This window comes from Chryseobacterium aurantiacum (genome assembly GCF_003020585.1).
Lineage (GTDB): Bacteria > Bacteroidota > Bacteroidia > Flavobacteriales > Weeksellaceae > Chryseobacterium > Chryseobacterium aurantiacum.
The window spans coordinates 205432-225451 of record NZ_PXUE01000004.1 but is presented as its reverse complement, the minus strand read 5'-3'; the positions used below and the strand labels follow the sequence as shown (position 1 = coordinate 225451).

Genomic DNA, 20020 nt, shown 5'->3' with positions numbered 1-20020 from the left:
TTTTAAAGTTGGGATATTTTAATATAAGATCCTGTAGGAATTACATTTACTAGGTCATAGAAGGTGCTGTTTTGCATTCTTCCTAGCCTAAGTCGCAGACCTCCTATAATATTCGCATTGGCATTGGCTGGTACACTGTAATAATAGGACCATGTTGCCAGGTGATTGGTACTTACTTTAGAAACAATAGGGACCTCTTTTCTCGTATTGACTCCTGCAGTAAATGTACTGGTAGTGTTGTTATAGATATCATTGGTGAAATCTATAAAATACCCCATCAGATAATAAGTACTGCCTGTAAGAGGTGCCGTTCCTCCCTGTCCCGAGGGATTTTCCTGAGGTGAATTTAGATTAAGATTTACCTCTACCAGATAATTTCCCTGTGGTAGAACTAAAGAATAGCCTCCAAAAGAGGTGTTCTGAACTACTTTGAAGCCATTAATGTTGGAAACACCTGAAATTGAAGGAGGGTTCACAACAAGTAGAGTATTGGTTCCTGCTACAGCATTATCCAATGCAGATAATGATCCTGTAAAATCCAGATAAGCTACCTTAGGCGTATTTTCTGCATCAATGGTGCTTTGCCATTGGTTGGGGGTGGAGGTACCATTGAAAATATGCAGCGCCTTGTTGTTACTGTTACTGCCTCCATTATAGCCAATAAGACCATTCGCAGGAGAAGCCACAGGAGAAGTTGTACTGCTCAAGTTGGCTATGTTGAGGTTGGGGAACAATAAACCCTTATTGCCTCCGGAGATAGTGATAGTAGGAGCGGTAGTATATCCGCTTCCACCTGTATTGACAGTAATTCCTGTCACTGTTCCATTTGTAAGGGTTGCTGTGGCGCGGGCTTTAGAGCCTCCGTTGACTATTGATCCGCCTCCATAAAAATTAATGGTTGGTGCCGTTGTATAGCCACTTCCACCATTCGTGATGGTAACACCGGTTACGGCACCTCCTGATATAGTGGCGGTGGCAGTAGCCGGAACTCCATTAAAGTTCTCAATATGCAGAATTGCACTGGGGTCCGGTTTGGACGTGTTGATTCCTACACTTCCGCTTTGGGCTAATGCCATGGTAGCGAAAAATGTACTAACGAAGTTAATAATTTTCATCTGTACTATGTTTATGAAATAATTTTAATTAAATACTATTGGAATATGTATTAATTTAATTGAAAGGTAAGTAAAAAAAACGACTGTTTTATGTTTTTAATGTAGAATTATATCTATAAAATTATCTATTTTTCAATAAAAAGTGATATTCAATGAGTATAATGTAATCTTTTTTCACTTATTGTTGATAAAATATATTAACGTAAATGGTTATGGTTAAAGTGTTTATTGTCATAAACTTAAATAAACTTAAATTTTTATAAAATTCAGTTTTGAAAATTAAGCTTAATTATTTACCGTTCAGTGAATTAAAATAATGTAAATTTTTAATTTTTTTTTAAGAATGTCATTATGATCAATCATTTCAATGATACTTTATTGAAAATTTCGATGGTTTTTTGTTGTGTACTAAAGAAGTGTTTTTGACGGAAAAAATAACGTGTTAAAATCGTTAAACGCGTTCCTCTTTTTAAAACTTTTCCCGAAATTTGAAGTAAAATTTAAAATTATGTCACAATCGCTTACAAGCAGAACACCGAAACCTAAATACGACGTTGTACTGATAGGGGGCGGAATCATGAGTGCAACACTAGCAACGCTGCTCCATGAATTTGATCCAAATCTTGAAATTGCCATCTTCGAAAGGCTGGGAAGATTTGCTAAAGAAAGTACAGCTGCATGGAACAACGCCGGAACAGGACACTCCGCATTTTGTGAGCTAAATTATACGCCTGAAAAACCTGACGGAAGCATCGATATTAAAAAAGCAGAAAGCATTGCAGAACAGTTTGAAATTTCAAAACAGTTTTGGGCATATTTGCTGAGTAAGGGTTATATTCAGGAACCAAAGGATTTTATCAATTCTTGTCCGCATATGAGTTTGGTATTTGGAGAAAAAGATGCTGAATTTCTTAGAAAACGACATGATAAAATGACAGAGTCTGTTCTTTTTTCAGGAATGGAATTTTCTTCAGATCATGAAAAGCTGAGAGAATGGATTCCCTTGGTGATGAGTAAAAGAAACAAGTCTGAAGTAATGGCCGCTACCAAAATGGATATGGGAACGGACGTGAACTTCGGGACATTGACCAGGAAAATGGGCAGACACCTGCTGGAGGACTCTAATGTTGAGGTTTTCCTATACCATGAAGTGAAGGATATTGATCCAAAAGAAAATGGGAAATGGGAAATGAAAGTGAAAGACAGAATTAATAATCACAAACAAGAAGTTACCGCAGACTTTGTATTCATAGGAGCGGGAGGATATGCACTTCAGTTGTTGGATAGTTCAGATATTAAAGAGAGTGAAGGATATGGAGGGTTCCCTGTTTCCGGACAGTGGTTGGTAACTCATAACCAGGAGCTGGTAGAAAAGCATCAGGCTAAAGTTTATACACAGGCTACAGTGGATGCTCCGCCAATGTCGGTTCCACACCTTGACCTTAGAATCATTGATGGTAAAAAAGCGCTTCTTTTCGGACCTTTTGCAGGATTTTCCACAAAATTCCTGAAAGAAGGAAGTTATCTTGACTTACCTGAAAGTGTGAATACCAAAAACTTAAAATCTTTATTTGGCGCATGGTGGCACAACATTCCTTTGACTAAATATCTTATTCAGCAGGTTGCTATGACCAAGTCTCAAAGAATGCAGCATTTAAGAGAATTTATCAAGGATGCCAATGAAAATGACTGGGAATTGAAAGTGGCCGGACAGAGAGTTCAGGTCATCAAAAAAGATGAAAAAGAAGGAGGCAAGTTGGAATTCGGAACTGAAGTAGTTGTTAACAAAAGCGGTACTATCGCCTCTTTACTGGGAGCATCACCGGGTGCTTCAACAGCAGTATATGCTATGCTGGATGTTCTTGAAAAATGTTTCCCTGAAAAACTGAACGGAGAATGGAAAGATAAGCTGCTTGAAATGGTCCCATCATACGGACAGAAATTGGCAGAGAACCCCGAACTTACTGAAAAAGTAAGAAATTATACAAAAGAAAAATTAGAATTAGAATACTAACAACAGTAATGAGCAATGAATAGATATACTTATTTGTTGCTCATTATTTATTACTTATAAAAAGGTGGAAGAAGTTATAGTTAAGCCGATTATTGCAAAGGAACTTCTGGAGTCTCTTCAGGCAAAAACAGAGGAGGAGAAGCAGGTGATTGTACACTGTTGTTTTCCGGCATCGCCATTTTTAGGAAACCTGATCAGGATTTGGCATTCAACCTATCTTTTTGATAACCAGTCTGAGCATAGAAGCAAGCTGATTCATGCGGAAAATATTTCAATTTCTCCCTATTGGACAGCAGTTCCGTTTATGAAAGATTTTTGGTTTACTCTTATATTTTCGGGACTTCCTAATGATTGTAAAAGTTTTGATCTAAAAGAAGTTATTCAAGAAGAAGGAGGCTTTTTTGTGGAATCTATTAAAAGAAATTCCTCAGACGTTTATCGTGTGAAAATATCAGAATCCTATTAAATATGAAAGTGAGAGAAGAAAAGCTGAACCAGATTATCCAATGGGCAGATGAGAATCCTGATGTTCGTGCTGTTCTTCTGACAAGTTCATTGGTTAATCCGTATGCCCCTGTGGATGACTTTAGTGATCTTGACGTAGAGTTGGTCTTTGAGAATAGAAATGCTTATGAAGTGAATAATGAATGGATCAGGCTTTTTGGAGAACCTATTTCCATGATAGAGGAAAAAGATACTGTCTTTGATGGAAAGCATGCCATGAAGATGGTGCTGTATAAAGATCATGTAAAGGTTGATTTTAAGCTTTATCAGGTATCAGAGTTTTGTGAAGAAGTTAAAGAGCCGGTACTTCCGGAAGATTGGGATCTTGGATATAAGGTTTTGGTTGATAAAGATAACTTAACTAAAGACTTGAAACTTCCAACCTATCAATCTGTCATGATTCATAAACCTACGGAACAGGATTTTAAGCAGTTGCTTAATGATTTTTGGTGGGATACAACCTATGTGGCTAAATGCCTTAAACGTGGGGATATTTTTTATGCTAAATTTATGTCTGAAAATATCTTACGGTCAGATTATTTGGTTCCTTTAATAGAATGGTACATTGCAAGTTCCCATGATTGGAATAACATCACTACCAATAAACACGGCAGATTATTTAAAAAATATCTTTCTGCTGATTTGTGGAATAGAATAGAGGTCACTTTTTCTGGAAGTGATATTAACGAAAATTGGACTGCCCTGTTTGCCTTTACAGATCTTGTGCATGAACTGGGTACCGACGTAGCCGAAAAACTCAATTTTACCTACCCAGCCCAACTTGAAAAAGATATCCGAAACTATCTTACCGAAGTGCAAGTAATGCCCCAGCCCTAGGCAAATTCATTCTGTTTAATCAGATTTTCAATACAATACTCTGCAATGGCAGTAATGGTTACAAATGGGTTGACTCCTATTGTTCCTGGAATAAGTGACCCATCCAAAACATACAGATGATCATGATCCTTTAGTTTTCCAAATTCATTGGTAGCTTCACCCAATACACATCCGCCAAGTGGATGATAACAAATATCTGCTCCAAAACCATTATTGAAAAGAAAGTGACTTCTGGTACCACCATTGGCCTTATTCATTTTTCTGACAAAGTATTTGGCATTTTCTCTCATTTTAACTGTATGACTCTTATCCCAATTCAATTTCAACATTTGGTTGGCTTTATCATAGGCGATTTCTCCCTTTTTATCCACTCTGTTAATTAGCAGATATAAGGCCGTTGCAACATCCATTCCCATTGGTAGAGGAGCTATTTCTGTGAAAAAAGGATGTTCCTTATCATCCCAATTGTCTATTCCGCCAACGGGTATTGTGGATTGTTTTGAGCCGGTTCCTCCGGATAAGGGTTTTACCCAGTTTCTTCCGGTCATGAAATTACCATTGTTCCCCCAGTTTTTTCCTATTTTCTCATGAATCGGAAAGTTATTTACAGCGTGGGACCGAAGAAGAAGCTCTAGGGTTCCCATGGTTCCTGCCGAAAGGACCAACTTTTTACAATGAAAAACTTTATCAGCAATTGCAGTTCCTGAGGTGTCAATTTGCTGGGCACTTAATGTATAGCTTTTATCATCATTAAGCTTAATATGGTCAACTTTATGCAGATCTAGGATTTCAAGATTTCCGGTGTCCAGTGCTTTTTTAAGGTAGGTTTTATCTAAACTGTTTTTGCCATGGTTGTTCCCATAGATTACTTCCGTATTCAGGGCAGAGCGGGGAACCTCATTACGGAATTCCTTTTCCATATACTTAAAATCATATACATTGGGAACCCGCATTGTTTTAAAGCCTGCTTTATGAGCCTCTTCTTCACCTACTCTTGTAAATTTATAATAAGGACAATCTTTTAAGAATTGTTCATCAATGACATTCACCTTAAGTTCTTCCCGAACTAAAGGAAAATAATGGTTGTAAAATCTTTCAGTATCCAGATTGGGGAAAACTTCCTTAAAGTAATCTTCCTTAGGAGTTACAGCCATGCCTCCATTTACCAATGATCCGCCGCCAACACCTCTTCCAACCCAGATATTGATATTATCAAAATCCAGACGGTCAAGCGTTCCGGTAAAGGGGGTTAAAGAAAAGATATTCATGAAAGGAGCAATGGTCTTCTTTTTTAGCCATGCTGAACTTTTTCCGGGTTTTAAAAGATTTGAAAACGGAATTCCTGCTTTCTCCCAATTAAGACCCATTTCCAATAAGACAACCTTTTTTCCTGCTTCACAAAGTCGTAAGGCAGAAACGGCACCTCCATAGCCGCTTCCAATGATAATGATGGGAGCTTCCAGGGTTTCTTTAATGGTATTTGTTCTTCGCTCAGCAGCCTGAAAAAAATTAGATTGAAGAAAATAAAAACCGGAAATAGCCAGTACACTTGTCTTGATGAATTCCTTTCTGTTCATGGGCTTTGGTTCTCAAAAAGTATGCTAGATCAATGGGAATTTATTTTATTTAAAACAGATTATACTTTTTTATTACAATTTTAACTTTTCATACCCTGAAAAATTCATAGTTTTACTTATAATTTTAAAGTTCATGAAAAAATATATATTGATCTTCTTACTTCTGCCTTTGTTGGCATTCTCTCAGAAAATGGTATCGCAGGAAGTAATGGATGTTAAGAAATTTCAGAAAGATCTGGATACTGAATATCTGGATCCTAAAACTACGCCTTTACGCGGAGAAAATTTCACAAACTTTAAAGGACACCCTTTCTTTCCATTTGAGCTGAAATACAGAGTGACTGCAAAGTTTGTTAAAACAAAAAGAGCTAAACCTTTTGAGCTGCCTACTTCTTCAGGTAAAACAAAATCCTATAAAGAGTATGGGAAAGCAACCTTTGAATTGGATGGGAAGCCTTATACTTTGACTTTATATCAAAGCCTGGATCTGATTAAACAGGAAAAATATAAAGATTATCTTTTTCTGCCATTTAGAGATGCTACGAATGAAAAAGAAACCTATGGAGGCGGAAAATATATGGATCTGAAAATCCCGAAAGGAAATACTATTCTTTTAGATTTTAATCAATCTTATCAGCCGTATTGTGCTTATAATGCTTATGATTATAACTGTCCTATTGTTCCGGAAGAGAATAAACTTCCTGTAGAAATACGAGCCGGAGTAATGTATGAAGATGTTTATCATCACTAATTATGATCAGGTTAGCATTCTTTAAGCAAGAAGACTTTTCGAAGATTAGCTATGGCTTGGATGAAAATCAGTCACGCTTTACCGCAACAGCAGAGCAGGCCTTGCAAAATATCGAAAAAAGAAATGATAATGATGCATTTCCCATTACAATTCTGGAGGATGAAATACCAGTAGGTTTTTTTGTTCTTGATTTTGGAGAAGATAAATTTGAACTTACAGATAACAAAAGCGCTGTTTTGATAAGATCTTTATCTGTGAATCCCGAAATGCAGGGAAAAGGAGTAGGGAAGATGGCTATGGCACAAGTGGATGACTTTGTAAGGGAACATTTTAAGGACTGTAATGAAATTGTTCTGGCCGTAAACCAGAAGAATGAATTAGCCTATCATATTTACCTTAAGGCAGGGTATATTTATGATGGAAAAACCAGAATGGGAAGAAGCGGTCCCCAATATCTGATGCATAAAAAAGTTTAAGGAAATAATACTCAGTTGATTATTCTCTTTAAACTATTCAAATATCTGCTGTATGACTTCTAACGATGTTGGGTTTTTAAAATCAGAGATGTGATAATGGTAATATACCAAAAGACTATCCAGAAAATCTTTTCTTAGGGAAGAATGAATCTTTGTTGCATAAAGATTTTCAGTACAAAGCACATTTTTCCATATCGCTGAAATCTCTTCACCAAACAATTGATGGGTGGGAGTAGTGGAGAATGTTCCTGTTTCCGGATCTAAAAAATTACCATCATTGATTAAAGGAGCAACACCCTGAATTTTTAATATCACCATTAAAAAAAGCAAATGTGACTGGTAATTTTTATTTTCCAGCTCTTCAATAAACCTTTCTATGCTTAGAAAAATAGTTGAATTTTTATTTTCAAGTTTAAGGATTTGATTCAGAAAGTCTGAAATAAAGAATATAACTGTGTTTGCTCTTATATCTGCATCAACATCACAGTTTTTTACCAGCTCAAATTTTGAGATAGAATGTATCCCGTTTCCTCTTACGGGATTGATAGAAAAGGTAAGTTTATTCAATGGTTGTAGGAGGGCTTTCTTTTTATTTCTTTTGGAATATATTCCTTTCAGAAAGTAAGTCTGAAAACCATCCTCTTCTGTAAAACAATGCAGTACAGCATCATTTTCTCCATATTTGATAAATGATAGTAAAAAACCGTTTTGTGAATTCATTAATTAACCACTCCTATTTTGGCTGTAGCCTTATCCGAGCCATCCTCATTGGTCATCAGTACAAAGTAAATTCCAGATGCAACTCTGGCTCCTTTATGATTATTAAGGTCCCATTCATAATATCCTCCTCGCGCCACGGCAGAGTGTACTACATTTCCTGCAGCATCAGTGATTCTTATGTTTGTTTTTTCTGCTAAACCTTTAATGGTAACTTTTCCTTTGAAATTAGAATAAACAACAGGGTTAGGATAAACAACAACGTCTCCGAAATTAGCATTCACATCAGAAACATCCCCCTGATAGGTTACAATACCACTATAAGTTACAAAATATACCTTACCGGTCTTTTTATCTACTTTTATATCTGTAACACTATTGGTAGGAAGAGGAGAATTTTCCATTGTAAAGTGTTTTATAGTCTTTTGACCGTCAGATGATAAATAATAAACACCACCTCCTTCTACGGAAACCCATTTGTAATCTCCTGCATCCACTTCAACCTGTAAAATTTGAGAATCTCTGAAAAGTTCTTCTCCCAAGCCGTTTTGCTCTATTATTATAGGATTAACCTTAGGCTCAGGAGTTTTAATTTCTGAGGCTGCATTAGATAATATCCTTAAGCCACTGTCTGTACCAATCCATGCATCACCAGATTTATCAATGGCAACAGATATAGTTCCATTGGAGTTTCCAGCAAATCCGTTTGATTCTTTTAAAATATAATCATTGTCATCAGAAATATTAAGGGCATCCTTATAGTCGCATACCCAGAAAGCGTTAGCTCTGGATAGGGGTACCCATAACATATTTTCGTAAACGATTGGCTTCTGTATTCCCAGGGTTTTAAAAGAAAGCTCCTTAGTAATGAAATCATCTTTAGCTTTGTCATAGATAGCAAGAATAGGCGCTCCACTTTCTACATAGGCAATCGATACAAAAATATTATTTTTAGAGTCAGTAGTAATACCCACAGCACGTCTGGCAAAGTCTGGAGCTTGAATATTATAGTACTTTACAAATTCAAAATCTTTATTACTTGCATTGTACTTCATTTTATAAACTCCCTGGTCGAAAATGGTATAATTAGTGAAAAGTACTTCATTATTATCAAGCGGGTTTATTATGGCATCTAATACATTTATTTTTCCGGTATACTTACTAAAATAGGATGAATAGATCCATTCAGAGCCATTAAAGTAGTAGAAACCAGGTCTTTTAGGATTCTCTACCGGGAAATTATATCTATCAGCTCTTGCTCCACTGGATACAAGAAGTTGATTATTATCGTAAAGATTTATCTTATGTGCAAAATTGAAATAAGGACCTGAGGGTTTATAAGTAGTATTCCCTTCGTCTTTTATTCCAGATAGGATCGTTCCACCGAATACTTTTCCGTTGGCAATAATGGATGTATTACATTTTTCACCAAAATCTACTGCATTAGAATAAGTTCCATTGATTCCAAAAGTATATACCCTGCTGTCAGTAACTACAATATTGTTAGAACTTACAACCACGTCATTGATGCTTCCGAAATTGGTAGGCAGCTGCATTGGAGTGCCATTATTATAGATGAAAGCCGCAGTAGCCGATGAAAATACCAATTCAGATTCAGAATCAATATGTTTAAATGCTCCGGGAATTTCTGTTGTCCATGTAGAAAATACAGGGAAAGTGGTATTCAGTTCGTGGCTTTTTAGACCTGTGTTTGTTACAGAGTATACTTTATTGCCAAATATGGTCGCCTCGTTACTAGCCTCATAAACACCTGAGCTTAAGAAAAATGAAGAATCTCCAAATTCTTTCTTTTTTATATTAAATATGGAAACCCCATAACCTACTGAAATAACAGCCTGGTCGCCTGTAATAGAAATATGGTTGATTTTTTTGTTTCCGTTATATCCTGCAGCAATAGGAATATCAACAATATATTTGATCTCATTAGGAGTAATAACATCCATAGAGCCGTTTTCATAGCCAATAACTCCTATTTTGCTTTTTGGATCATAATCAAATGCAGTGATTCCTACATTGTGAAGACCATTGACCTTAGATAACTTCGTAATTTCTCCTGTTGATATCGTATAATAGAAGATCCCGTTTTCGGTGGCAGCTATTATTTTTCCATTGTCTTCCTTCATGGCCAAGACATTGTTATAGGAAAAGAGATCTGCCCATTTTTTTGATGAAATGACCTGAGCTTTTGTAAACTGCAGGGATGCTAAAATACCAAGAGAAATTAAAGAGAGTTTTTTCATATTATGCTATTATGCTGCTGTCAATTGCCTGATTATTCCAGGAGATATGCTTTACGTTTTTGTTTGTATCAAAATAAAAATCAATTCTACCCAAAAGAAGACCTGCCCAACCTACCTGGTTTACAAGTACATTTTTGCCCTGTCTGTTGGTAAACGTTTGAGGCTCCGGTAGAAATGTATGAGTATGACCACCTAAGATAATATCAATATTTTCTGTACTGGCCGCTAAAATTTTATCACTTATTTTACTAGGTTCATCCTTATAATCATACCCAATGTGAGAAAGACAAATGACAAGATCGCATTTCTGTTCATTTTTCAAAAAGTTTGAATAATGCTGTGCAACATCAATCGGGTTAGAATAAACCGTTTCTCCATATTGTTTTTTACCTACAAGGCCGTCCAATTGAATTCCGACACCGAAGATTCCTACCTTTATTCCGTTTTTGTTGAAAATCTTATAGGGTGAGGTTTTCCCGTCCAAAATAGTGTTTTTAAAATCATAATTGGAACAGATAAATGGAAACTGTGCATTAGGAAGAACTTTTAAAAATCCATCAAGGCCATTATCAAAGTCATGATTTCCCATCGTAGAGGCATCATACTTCATCATGGACATTAATTTAAACTCCAGTTCTCCGCCAAAGAAATTGAAATAAGGAGTTCCCTGGAAAATATCTCCTGAATCAAGAAGCAAAACATTGCTTTCCTGATTTCTTATTTGCTGAATTAAGCTTGCCCTTCTTGCAAAACCTCCCTGATTGGGATTCTTTGTATAACTTGCATCAAAAGGTTCTATTCTGCTATGTTGATCATTAGTATGAAGAATGGTCAGTTTATTTGTGGACTTTAAGTCGAGAATGTTTAATTCTTCCGCCATCATCATATTGGGAGCCAAAGCCATTGCTAAAGATCCACCACCTATTGCTTTTAAAAAACTTTTTCTATCCATTACTTTTTACCGATAAAATTTAAACGAACATCTGTAGCAGGAACTATTTCAGGATTTTTTTTGAAATATTCAATGTATAAATCTCTAAGTTTCACACCTGTTGGGATGGCTTCTCCTTTCCCAAAGAACTTCATGTTATCCCCTCCCAGAGCAAGATAGTCTGAAGTGGCAATGTAGTAGTCTTTGTTTGGATCTATTGTTTTTCCGTTAACTAAAGATTGAGTTAACTGTCCGTTTTTTGTTTCAATATATAAGTGAGAAACGGGATTGTTTACCTGTGTTTTTGCATAATATTCAAAAAGTCCGGGTAAATCTGCTCCTTTCATTTTCACAATAATCAATTCATTTTCGAAAGGCATTACTTCAAAAACATTTTTCAGCATAATATCACCTTTCCCAATAGTAGTACGGATCCCTCCGATATTGATTAAAGCTGCATCTACATTTTGCTTAAGATTAGCCTTTGTCCACTGATCACCTCCTTCAAGGGTATAATCAGCTAAAAGATTTCCTAGGTTGCTGTTATCTCCCTGTTTTGTAAGGTCTACACTGGTATGAGAAATTTTTTGATTCATCTCCTTATCCAGTTTTTGCTTATAGGGTTCAATAAACTTTACAAACTCCTCATCATTCTTTAGCTCATTATTAATAGAAATATTTTTCTCAGGCTTTACATTTGCAAGCTGCGGTGTAGAAGCCGTTTTGCATGCAGTAAGCGTTGCCAGAGCAATTCCTAGTAACAAGAATTTATTTTTCATAATATCTTTTAGTATATGCAAATATAACTATATGTATAATAAAACATTATTATTTATTACAAATTCTTAGTGTAAATGATTAAATTTGACGAAAATAATTTGAACAGATGAGCATTTTAAAAGGAGTAGGTGTTGCGTTGGTAACACCCTTTAATGAAGATTTATCCGTTGATTTCGATAGTTTAACAAAACTTATCGAATACAATATTGAAAACGGAACCAATTATTTGGTAGTATTAGGAACAACAGCTGAGGCTGCAACGCTTTCTGATGATGAGAAGAAACAGGTAATTGAGCATATCATTAAGGTGAATAATAAACGTCTTCCTCTCGTATTGGGAATAGGCGGTAACAATACTCTTGAGGTCAAGAAACAGATAGAAGAAGCAGATCTTTCCGCATTTGATGCCGTACTTTCTGTATCTCCATATTATAATAAACCTAATCAGGAAGGTCTTTACCAGCACTATAAGGCATTGGCTTCTACAGGAAAAAATATTATTATTTACAATGTTCCGTCCAGAACAGGACAAAATATTGATGCAGACACTACCATTCGTCTTGCAAAAGAATTCCCGAATCTATTGATGATTAAGGAAGCTGCTCCGAATATCTTACAATATTTTGATATCCTTAGAAAGAAGCCTGAAGGTTTCTCATTGGTTTCAGGAGATGATGAATATACACTTCCTGTAACTCTAGCAGGAGGAAATGGGGTAATCTCCGTAATCGGGCAGGGGTATCCTAAGGAATTTTCTACCATGGTACAATTGGCATTTGAAGGAAAAGTAAAAGAGGCTTATGAGATTCACAACAAATTGGTTGAGATCACGCGTCTTATTTTTGCAGAAGGAAATCCTTGCGGTATCAAAGTGGTATTGGCAGAAAAAGGAATTATTAAGAATTATCTGAGACTTCCATTAGTAAAGGCTTCAGAGGGGCTTCATGCAAAAATTAAAGCTGAAATGGCAAACATTTAAGAACAATTGAAAAAATGGTCTGGGAATGAATTGTCATTTTCCAGTAACATTTTAAGAGTACAATAAACTTATTAAGGTGAAAGGCTAATGCTTTTCACCTTTTTTGTTTTTCTTTTTGATGATAGAAAAACTTTTCAAACATTAAAAAATAATATATTTCGATAAGAATTTTTTGTAAACTTTGTATTTGAAAATAAAAACAAATTTAAAATAATGAAATTAATAGAAGCTAAAGAAAAGGATATTCCTTTGATTCAGGATTTGGCAAGGAGATCGTGGGAAAGTGCTTATGTGGGAATTATTTCCAATGACCAGATCAATTATATGTTGGAAGAAATGTATTCTAAAGAAGAGATTTCAAAACATCTAGAAAGTCCAAGCTACCATTATTATTTAATTTTTGATGAAAATAATGACTCTTTTGAGGGTTTTATCGGTTATGAGCACGGGTACGAAGAAGGGACTACAAAACTGCACAGAATTTATCTTGTTCCTGAAAGTAAGGGAAAGGGCTTCGGTAAAGGAGCGCTTGACTTCCTGAAGAAAAAGCTTTCTGAAAGCAATGACAGAAGAATCATTTTGAATGTAAATAAAGAAAACAACGCCAAAAAATTCTATGAATCTCAGGATTTTAAAGTATATGATGAGATGGTTTTAGATATCGGGAATGGGTTTGTGATGGATGATTTTTTAATGGAATTTCTAATTCACGATTAATTGACTTAAAATTTTGTAACTTTATCCTGTAATTCTATAACAAGTGATTTCTTTTTTTGAATCATCTTTGTCTCAGAACCAAATCACTTATAACAATACATTCATATGCTTGGTTTTGAGCTTATTTAGCTTTTTATCAGTATATTTTTTTCATCCTTAGTGTTTAAATTCCTGTATTCTTTGATACAGGAGTTTTTTGTTGTATATGAAAAAAAATAAAAATGTCCCGCTATTTCACTTTTACTTGAAATAAATTATTATATTTACTAAAAAAATAGGCTTACTAATACTAGGATGAAAATGTACGTTAAATTTGATTTCAATGCCCTTTGTAAAAAGGTATTGGACGAAAAACTGAAAGAGCATGGGTTGAAATACCGCTTGCTTAATTTCGGTGAGGTAGAGTTCTACGAACCCTTTACGCAGGAACAACATAATCTTTTTAAGAAAAATCTTGGAGACTATGGTATTGAAATCATTGAAAGCCAAAAAACGGCTTTAGTACAGAAAATAAAAGATGTAATAGTAGAACTTGTCTTTTCTGAGGAGATTATTCCGGTAAAGGCATCTATTTATATTTCTGAAAAACTGAATCACAGCTATGGATATCTCTCCAACTTATTTTCTGAGGTAGCTTATACATCCATAGAGAACTTTATTATTCTCCAGAAGATCGAACATGCCAAGGCATTGATTATAAGAAATAAGCAAAGTCTTACAGAAATTGCCCATAAACTGAATTACTCCAGTGTAGCCCATCTCAGTACCCAGTTTAAAAATACAACAGGAATTACCCCCTCTCAGTTTCAAAAAATTATAGGAAAAAGAAGGAAAGCCCAAAGTGTGGAAACAAACCCTAAAATGCAGTATGAATAAAGAATTTCTGAACGTAATAGTAACAGATAACGATGAAAACACCTTAATTTTTTTTAAAAACATATTTAAAGAGCTGAAAATCTCAATAAAAATTCAATGTTTTTGTAATGGAGAAGATTTGATGGAGTATTTAAATAACGAGGATGCTGTTGTTCCTGAGATTGTTTTTATGAATTACAATATTCCTGAAAAGAGTAGTCTGGAATGTATAGATGAAATGAAGAGACGAGAGAAGTTCAGTAATATGGTAACTACAATTTACTATGATCAGATTACTGAAAATGAAATAGAAGATATTTTCGTAAAAGGAGCTAATATCTGCATGAAAAAACCTTCGGATTTTGAAAGCTTGAAAAAGGTACTTACAGATGTTGTTACTATCAATTGGCAGTATCATACTTCAGGATTGAACAAAGAAAATTTTATTCTTAAAGTATGATGAATAAGTAGTTTCAGTATATTCTTTTTGAACAATTGAAATGATATTTAGTGCATACTATTCACAAATAAGTGATAATTTTATAATTAATAATTGAAATAATATAAAAGAGGATTCAGTTAATATCCTGACATTTGTAAATGTAAACTTAGTGACACAAATTTGATTATATACGTGAAGATACAGATGAATGAAGAGCAATTGTTTCTACAGAGAATATATAAATCACGATGTTAGTTAACAAAATGAATTATATTAATTTCCAATTTTAAAGCATAGAAGATCTTTAAACAAAACGGTACAATCATGAAAACTTGAAGTAGTTGGAGATATTTTTATTCGTTTCATTCCCTCATCTCCAGCTAAACACAGTTAGTTTTTATAATAAGCAAGTTGGAAAAATAATTCATTTTGTTTTTTATAATTTATTTTAATAGTTGTGGCTTAATCTTTATCTTATTCAAATAATATATAGATATTTTCACACCACACCACATCACAAAATATTAAGGCCTAAACTATTAAAATAAATTTTTTAAGCAGATCAAAAGTAATTTCTTCTAAATAACAGTTTTATAAGGGGACCGCAGGAAAATATTTTCTGCGGTTTTTTTTATGAAATCTTACTCCATTTATTTTTCCCTTTGTAGTACCTGATATAATAATTCTTAATAATCAGGTTGTCTGGTCTTGCCAACATAGGATCAGCCTCCAGAATTTTATCAACAGTATTCTTTGTTGTCTTAATAATGGCAGAATCTTTTACAAGATCTAACCTTTTGAAATCTACAACACCACTTTGCTGTGTTCCCAGGATATCTCCCGGACCGCGAAGCTGCATATCAACCTCAGAAATTTTAAAACCATCATTGGTCTCCGTCATTGTTTTGATACGGGTTCTGCTTTCCTTGGATAGTTTATCTGAGGTCATCAAAATACAATAGCTTTGCTCTGCACCTCTTCCTACACGGCCTCTAAGCTGGTGAAGCTGTGAAAGACCAAACCTTTCGGAGCTTTCAATAACCATTACAGAAGCATTGGGAACATTTACTCCTACTTCAATAACGGTAGTGGCTACCATAATTTCTGCCTTTCCTGAAGCAAAATAAGCCATGGCGGCATCTTTCTCATCCGGTTTCATTTTTCCATGCAGCATAGTAACGTTGTAATCTGAGAAATAATCCATGACATGCTCAAGCCCTTCCATCAGATTTTTATAATCCAATGTTTCAGATTCCTCAATCAGTGGATATACAAAGTAAATCTGCCTTCCTTTCTTTATTTCATCCTTACAGAAGTTATAAACATACAGCCTGTCTTTTTCACGTCTGTGAGCCGTGATAATAGGTTTTCTTCCTACCGGCATCTCATCAATAACGGAAACATCAAGGTCGGAATAAAAACTCATGGCCAATGTTCTGGGAATAGGGGTTGCCGTCATTACCAAAATATGAGGCGGAATACTATTCTTAGCCCAAAGTTTTGCTCTTTGTGCCACACCAAACCTATGTTGCTCATCGATGATTGCCAGTCCAAGATTCTTAAACTTAACTTTATCTTCCAAAACAGCGTGGGTTCCTACAAGAATGGAAAGGGTACCATTTTCAAGCTCCTCATGAATAATTCTTCTCTCGGCAGCCTTGGTAGATCCCGTTAAAAGTCGAATATTAATCCCTGTTTTTTCCAGTAAATCTTTAATTCCATTGTAATGCTGCTGGGCAAGAATTTCTGTAGGGGCCATCATACAGCTCTGGAAACCATTATCCATGGCAATAAGCATTGTTAATAACGCTACCATTGTTTTTCCGGAACCTACATCGCCCTGCAAAAGCCTGTTCATCTGAATCGGCCTTTTCATATCCATTCGAATCTCCTTTAAAACCCTCTTCTGTGCATTGGTTAGCTCAAAAGGAAGATGATGTTCATAAAAATCATTAAAATGATCTCCTATAACAGGGAAAGGATTACCGAATGACTGGGTTTTATGATGAAGTTTTTTCAAGCCATATCCTAATTGAAAAAAGAATGATTCTTCAAATTTAAGCCTGAAATCTGCCTTGTCAAAATGTTCCACATCCTTAGGAAAATGCACATTCAGAAAAGCATGCTGCCTTGATATAAACTTGAATGTTTTCATTAAGTATTCTGGGAAATTTTCCTCAATAAGACTAGGGATTTCCTTGCAGATATTCCGCAGTGCATTTTGAAAAAAGCGTTGTCCTAGTCCTCTTTTGGTAAGTTTCTCGGAACTCGGATAAATAGGCTTCAGGCGTACATCCCCATCTTTATCTTCCTCTGCTTCTATTTCAGGATGTGGCATTGAAAACTGATGATTAAAGACATTAATTTTCCCAAAGATATACACCTCACGGTTAATGGGAAGCTGTTCCTTTAGCCATTTTGAATACTGGAACCATACAAGATCCATACTTCCTGTATCATCATTGAATTTAGCAGAGAGTCTTTTGGTTTTTCCGGTCTGAATTTCCTGAACCTGAGTGATTCTTCCTTTCAACTGGATTTCCTGGCTGGTCTCTTCCTGTAGCTGAGAAACTTTATAGACTTTACTTTTATCCAGATAACGGAGAGGGTAGAAGTTAAGCATATCTTCTACGGTGGATAATCCTAACACACTTTTGATGAGTTTGGCTCTTTCCGGACCTATTCCTTTTACGTATTCTATGGAAGTATCTAAAGTCATTTCTTATCTGAGACTCAAATTTTGAATGAGAAAAATAAAGCCTCGAATTTCGGTAAAATAAAAAAGACTTCCAAAAAAAATTGAAAGTCTTAAGTTTGTTTATAAGTGTCAATCCTCAATGGGATGTCCGTTAATCTTTAATTTTAGATTTGAATTTTTTCTGATAATCTTCCCATTGTTCCCTGGTACGAATCTTTTTAAAGAGATCCTTTGATATCAGTTCCAAATAAGGCTCCAGCTCCTTGGCAGATAATTCTCCTTGAAGAATAGTGATCGGGTCACCATGCTCATCCAGAAATACTGTACTTGGGACCGCTCCTACATTCATATACTGAGTGAACTCATGCAGGGAGTTTCTTCCTTTTCTCTGTTCTGTATTAGGATTGGAAAATTTTCTTCCAAAAATTTCAACACTCTGTTTTTCTTCGGCATTGAATTTTACTGGATAATAACTCTCATTTAAAGTTTGGGCAATAACAGGGTGTCCATATGTTTTTTTGTCCATGATTTTACATGGTCCGCACCAGTCTGCATAAAAATCAATAAGAATTTTCTTAGGATTTTCTTTTTGGGCTTTTAAAGCTTCCTCAATAGTCATCCATTTTACCTGTGCAAAGCTAAAATTTAATAGAAGTAAGAGAACTATGCTTAAAATTTTCTTCATAATTTAATATTTACATAAAAATAAGCATAATTACTTATTATTTACTTTACCTCCTGCATTAATTTTTTCACGAGTGAAGAAAGCAAAATCAATACCACTCCGGCAACTAATGCATAAATTCCCAGTGTTTTATATCCATCAGTGTAAGCTAATAATTTACTCATATTGGTATTTCCTGTGTTGGCTTCAGATAAGCTTGCCCCAATTTTTCCGGCAGCAAATTGTCCAAAAGCACTTGCTAAAAACCATAATCCCATCATCATTCCAAACATCTTCTTAGGAGATAATTTTGTAATGATTGACATCCCGATTGGGCCTAGGCATAGTTCTCCAAAAGTAATAACCAGCCATGTAAAAGTAAATAGGTTAAGGGAAGATTTTCCATCCGCACCTGCAAAATATCTTAGGCTATAGAACAAGAAGAATCCGGCTGCCAGAAACAAGAACCCAATTCCAAATTTATTGATTGTATTCGGTTCCAGCTTTTTTTTGCTTAATCCTACCCAAGCCAAGCCAATAAGTGGGCTAAAAATAATAATGAAAAAAGAATTTGCACTGTTATTAATGACATTAGGATCCATCCCAAATCCAAGTAAATTATGAACAAGGTTGTCCTTTGCAAATAAAGATAATGACCCACCACTTTGTTCATAAATAGAATTAAAAAGGAAGTACATGAATATAAATATAAATGCAGCAATCAATTTCTTTTGGTAAGATGAAGATTGTTTTAAGGTTTCTACAATAAAATAACCTACCGCTGCAATACCAATCAGATACATAAAGTAGTCTGTATAATCGGTATTTTTAACCATAATGAAAATAAGAGGCATGCTTAATAAAGCACCAATATATACTAAAACTTCACGTAAAGTTCTCTTAGATTGCGGAAGAACCTGTAGCGGAGAATCTCCAATAGGACCCAATGATTTTTTTGTGGCAAAAAAAGTAATTAAGCCCAAAACCATAACTATTGCTGCTGCCAAAAAGCACCAAGACCATGAGTGATATTTTCCAAGGTATACACAAAGTGCCCCTCCTAGAAGCCCACCAATATTAATTCCGGCATAAAAAAGACCATATCCGGCATCTCTTCTTGGATCATCTTCTTTATAGAGCTCACCTACCATTGAGGAAATATTTGGTTTGAAAAATCCTGTTCCGATAATAGAGCAGGTAATCCCCAGATAAAAGAAGTCATGAGGAGAAAGAGCAATAATCAGATTCCCGATTGCCATAATAACTCCTCCAAAAACCAGAGACTTTTTGAATCCTAAAATTTTATCAGCAAAAATACCTCCTATAAAAGTAAAAGCATAGATAAAAGCCTGTATGGCGCCATATTGTAAATTTGCTTTGTCTTCCAACAGACCCAATTGATCTACCATGAAAATGGTAAGAACTCCACGCATTCCGTAAAAACAGAAACGTTCCCACATTTCTACGGTAAATAAGGTCCAAAGCTGTTTTGGATACTTTCCTTTAAAGTCTTGTATTTCTTCTAGAGTTAAGCTCATAACGATATATGATTGTTTTGATTAGGGTTTTTATTTTCATGGTCCAGTTCAAAACGGATTTTGTCCTGATCAATGATTTGTTTAAGTTCTTATTCTTGTGGGAGGGTACAGCAGATATTTGCTGGTAAATAAATTTCTTTTATCATTTAGGACAGAATATTCAT

The 20020-nt window shown here is 35.1% G+C and carries 18 protein-coding genes; 9 read left to right on the top strand and 9 right to left on the bottom strand.

Annotated elements, in window-relative coordinates:
* Positions 1 to 2: 2 nt before the first annotated feature.
* Positions 3 to 1115 carry a hypothetical protein gene (locus C7D53_RS15340; RefSeq protein WP_162926194.1) on the bottom strand — a complete coding sequence of 371 codons (1113 nt, stop codon included), beginning with the start codon at positions 1113 to 1115 and terminating at the stop codon, positions 3 to 5.
* A gap of 508 nt (positions 1116 to 1623) precedes the next feature.
* On the opposite strand from C7D53_RS15340, the gene mqo reads away from it, so the two are divergent.
* The 3 genes from mqo (at position 1624) to C7D53_RS15325 (ending at position 4470) form a co-directional block, all read left to right on the top strand.
* Positions 1624 to 3129: a malate dehydrogenase (quinone) gene (gene mqo / locus C7D53_RS15335; protein WP_106917306.1), complete on the top strand. Its 1506-nt coding sequence runs from the start codon at positions 1624 to 1626 to the stop codon at positions 3127 to 3129.
* A gap of 64 nt (positions 3130 to 3193) precedes the next feature.
* A complete protein-coding gene (locus tag C7D53_RS15330; protein ID WP_106917305.1) occupies positions 3194 to 3595 on the top strand; it encodes a hypothetical protein in 402 nt (133 codons plus the stop codon).
* 2 nt (positions 3596 to 3597) lie between these two features.
* Positions 3598 to 4470 (top strand): AadS family aminoglycoside 6-adenylyltransferase, encoded by an 873-nt coding sequence (locus tag C7D53_RS15325; RefSeq protein ID WP_106917304.1) that lies wholly within the window; start codon positions 3598 to 3600, stop codon positions 4468 to 4470.
* On the opposite strand, the gene C7D53_RS15320 is transcribed toward C7D53_RS15325, so the two are convergent.
* The gene (locus C7D53_RS15320) at positions 4467 to 6047 is read right to left on the bottom strand and encodes a GMC family oxidoreductase N-terminal domain-containing protein (RefSeq protein ID WP_106917303.1); all 1581 of its coding nucleotides are present in this window, start codon (positions 6045 to 6047) and stop codon (positions 4467 to 4469) included. The genes C7D53_RS15325 and C7D53_RS15320 overlap by 4 nt on opposite strands.
* Before the next feature lie 133 nt (positions 6048 to 6180).
* Between C7D53_RS15320 and C7D53_RS15315 the strand changes: the two genes are divergently transcribed.
* Positions 6181 to 6798: a DUF1684 domain-containing protein gene (locus C7D53_RS15315; protein WP_106917302.1), complete on the top strand. Its 618-nt coding sequence runs from the start codon at positions 6181 to 6183 to the stop codon at positions 6796 to 6798.
* Between the two features lie 2 nt (positions 6799 to 6800).
* Positions 6801 to 7274 carry a GNAT family N-acetyltransferase gene (locus C7D53_RS15310; RefSeq protein WP_106917301.1) on the top strand — a complete coding sequence of 158 codons (474 nt, stop codon included), beginning with the start codon at positions 6801 to 6803 and terminating at the stop codon, positions 7272 to 7274.
* Between the two features lie 33 nt (positions 7275 to 7307).
* Here C7D53_RS15310 and recO read toward each other — a convergent pair whose 3' ends face one another.
* Genes recO through C7D53_RS15290 form a run of 4 tightly spaced genes read right to left on the bottom strand, consistent with a single transcriptional unit; the run spans position 7308 to position 11962 of the window.
* On the bottom strand, positions 7308 to 7994 hold the full coding sequence (recO, locus tag C7D53_RS15305; RefSeq protein WP_106917300.1) for a DNA repair protein RecO: 687 nt from the start codon (positions 7992 to 7994) through the stop codon (positions 7308 to 7310).
* On the bottom strand, positions 7994 to 10252 hold the full coding sequence (porZ, locus tag C7D53_RS15300; RefSeq protein ID WP_185126704.1) for a type IX secretion system anionic LPS delivery protein PorZ: 2259 nt from the start codon (positions 10250 to 10252) through the stop codon (positions 7994 to 7996). Before porZ ends, recO begins: the two co-directional genes overlap by 1 nt.
* Before the next feature lies 1 nt (position 10253).
* Complete coding sequence (locus tag C7D53_RS15295; protein ID WP_106917299.1) at positions 10254 to 11204, bottom strand: bifunctional metallophosphatase/5'-nucleotidase; 951 nt, start codon at positions 11202 to 11204, stop codon at positions 10254 to 10256.
* The gene (locus tag C7D53_RS15290) at positions 11204 to 11962 is read right to left on the bottom strand and encodes a 5'-nucleotidase C-terminal domain-containing protein (protein WP_106917298.1); all 759 of its coding nucleotides are present in this window, start codon (positions 11960 to 11962) and stop codon (positions 11204 to 11206) included. Before C7D53_RS15290 ends, C7D53_RS15295 begins: the two co-directional genes overlap by 1 nt.
* Before the next feature lie 107 nt (positions 11963 to 12069).
* On the opposite strand from C7D53_RS15290, the gene dapA reads away from it, so the two are divergent.
* The 4 genes from dapA to C7D53_RS15270 all read left to right on the top strand — a co-directional run bounded on the left by dapA (position 12070) and on the right by C7D53_RS15270 (position 14974).
* Positions 12070 to 12942 carry a 4-hydroxy-tetrahydrodipicolinate synthase gene (gene dapA, locus C7D53_RS15285; RefSeq protein ID WP_106917297.1) on the top strand — a complete coding sequence of 291 codons (873 nt, stop codon included), beginning with the start codon at positions 12070 to 12072 and terminating at the stop codon, positions 12940 to 12942.
* 213 nt (positions 12943 to 13155) lie between these two features.
* Positions 13156 to 13659, top strand: coding sequence for a GNAT family N-acetyltransferase (locus tag C7D53_RS15280; RefSeq protein WP_106917296.1), 504 nt, complete (start codon positions 13156 to 13158; stop codon positions 13657 to 13659).
* Positions 13660 to 13953: 294 nt separating this feature from the next.
* The gene (locus tag C7D53_RS15275) at positions 13954 to 14535 is read left to right on the top strand and encodes a helix-turn-helix domain-containing protein (protein WP_106917295.1); all 582 of its coding nucleotides are present in this window, start codon (positions 13954 to 13956) and stop codon (positions 14533 to 14535) included.
* A complete protein-coding gene (locus tag C7D53_RS15270; protein WP_106917294.1) occupies positions 14528 to 14974 on the top strand; it encodes a response regulator in 447 nt (148 codons plus the stop codon). Before C7D53_RS15275 ends, C7D53_RS15270 begins: the two co-directional genes overlap by 8 nt.
* A gap of 613 nt (positions 14975 to 15587) precedes the next feature.
* Here the strand turns inward: C7D53_RS15270 and recG are convergent.
* The 3 genes from recG to C7D53_RS15255 form a co-directional block, all read right to left on the bottom strand.
* On the bottom strand, positions 15588 to 17675 hold the full coding sequence (recG, locus tag C7D53_RS15265) for an ATP-dependent DNA helicase RecG (protein WP_106917293.1): 2088 nt from the start codon (positions 17673 to 17675) through the stop codon (positions 15588 to 15590).
* 130 nt (positions 17676 to 17805) lie between these two features.
* A complete protein-coding gene (locus C7D53_RS15260; protein WP_106917292.1) occupies positions 17806 to 18339 on the bottom strand; it encodes a thioredoxin family protein in 534 nt (177 codons plus the stop codon).
* Positions 18340 to 18380: 41 nt separating this feature from the next.
* On the bottom strand, positions 18381 to 19856 hold the full coding sequence (locus C7D53_RS15255; protein WP_106917291.1) for a peptide MFS transporter: 1476 nt from the start codon (positions 19854 to 19856) through the stop codon (positions 18381 to 18383).
* Positions 19857 to 20020 lie beyond the last annotated feature (164 nt).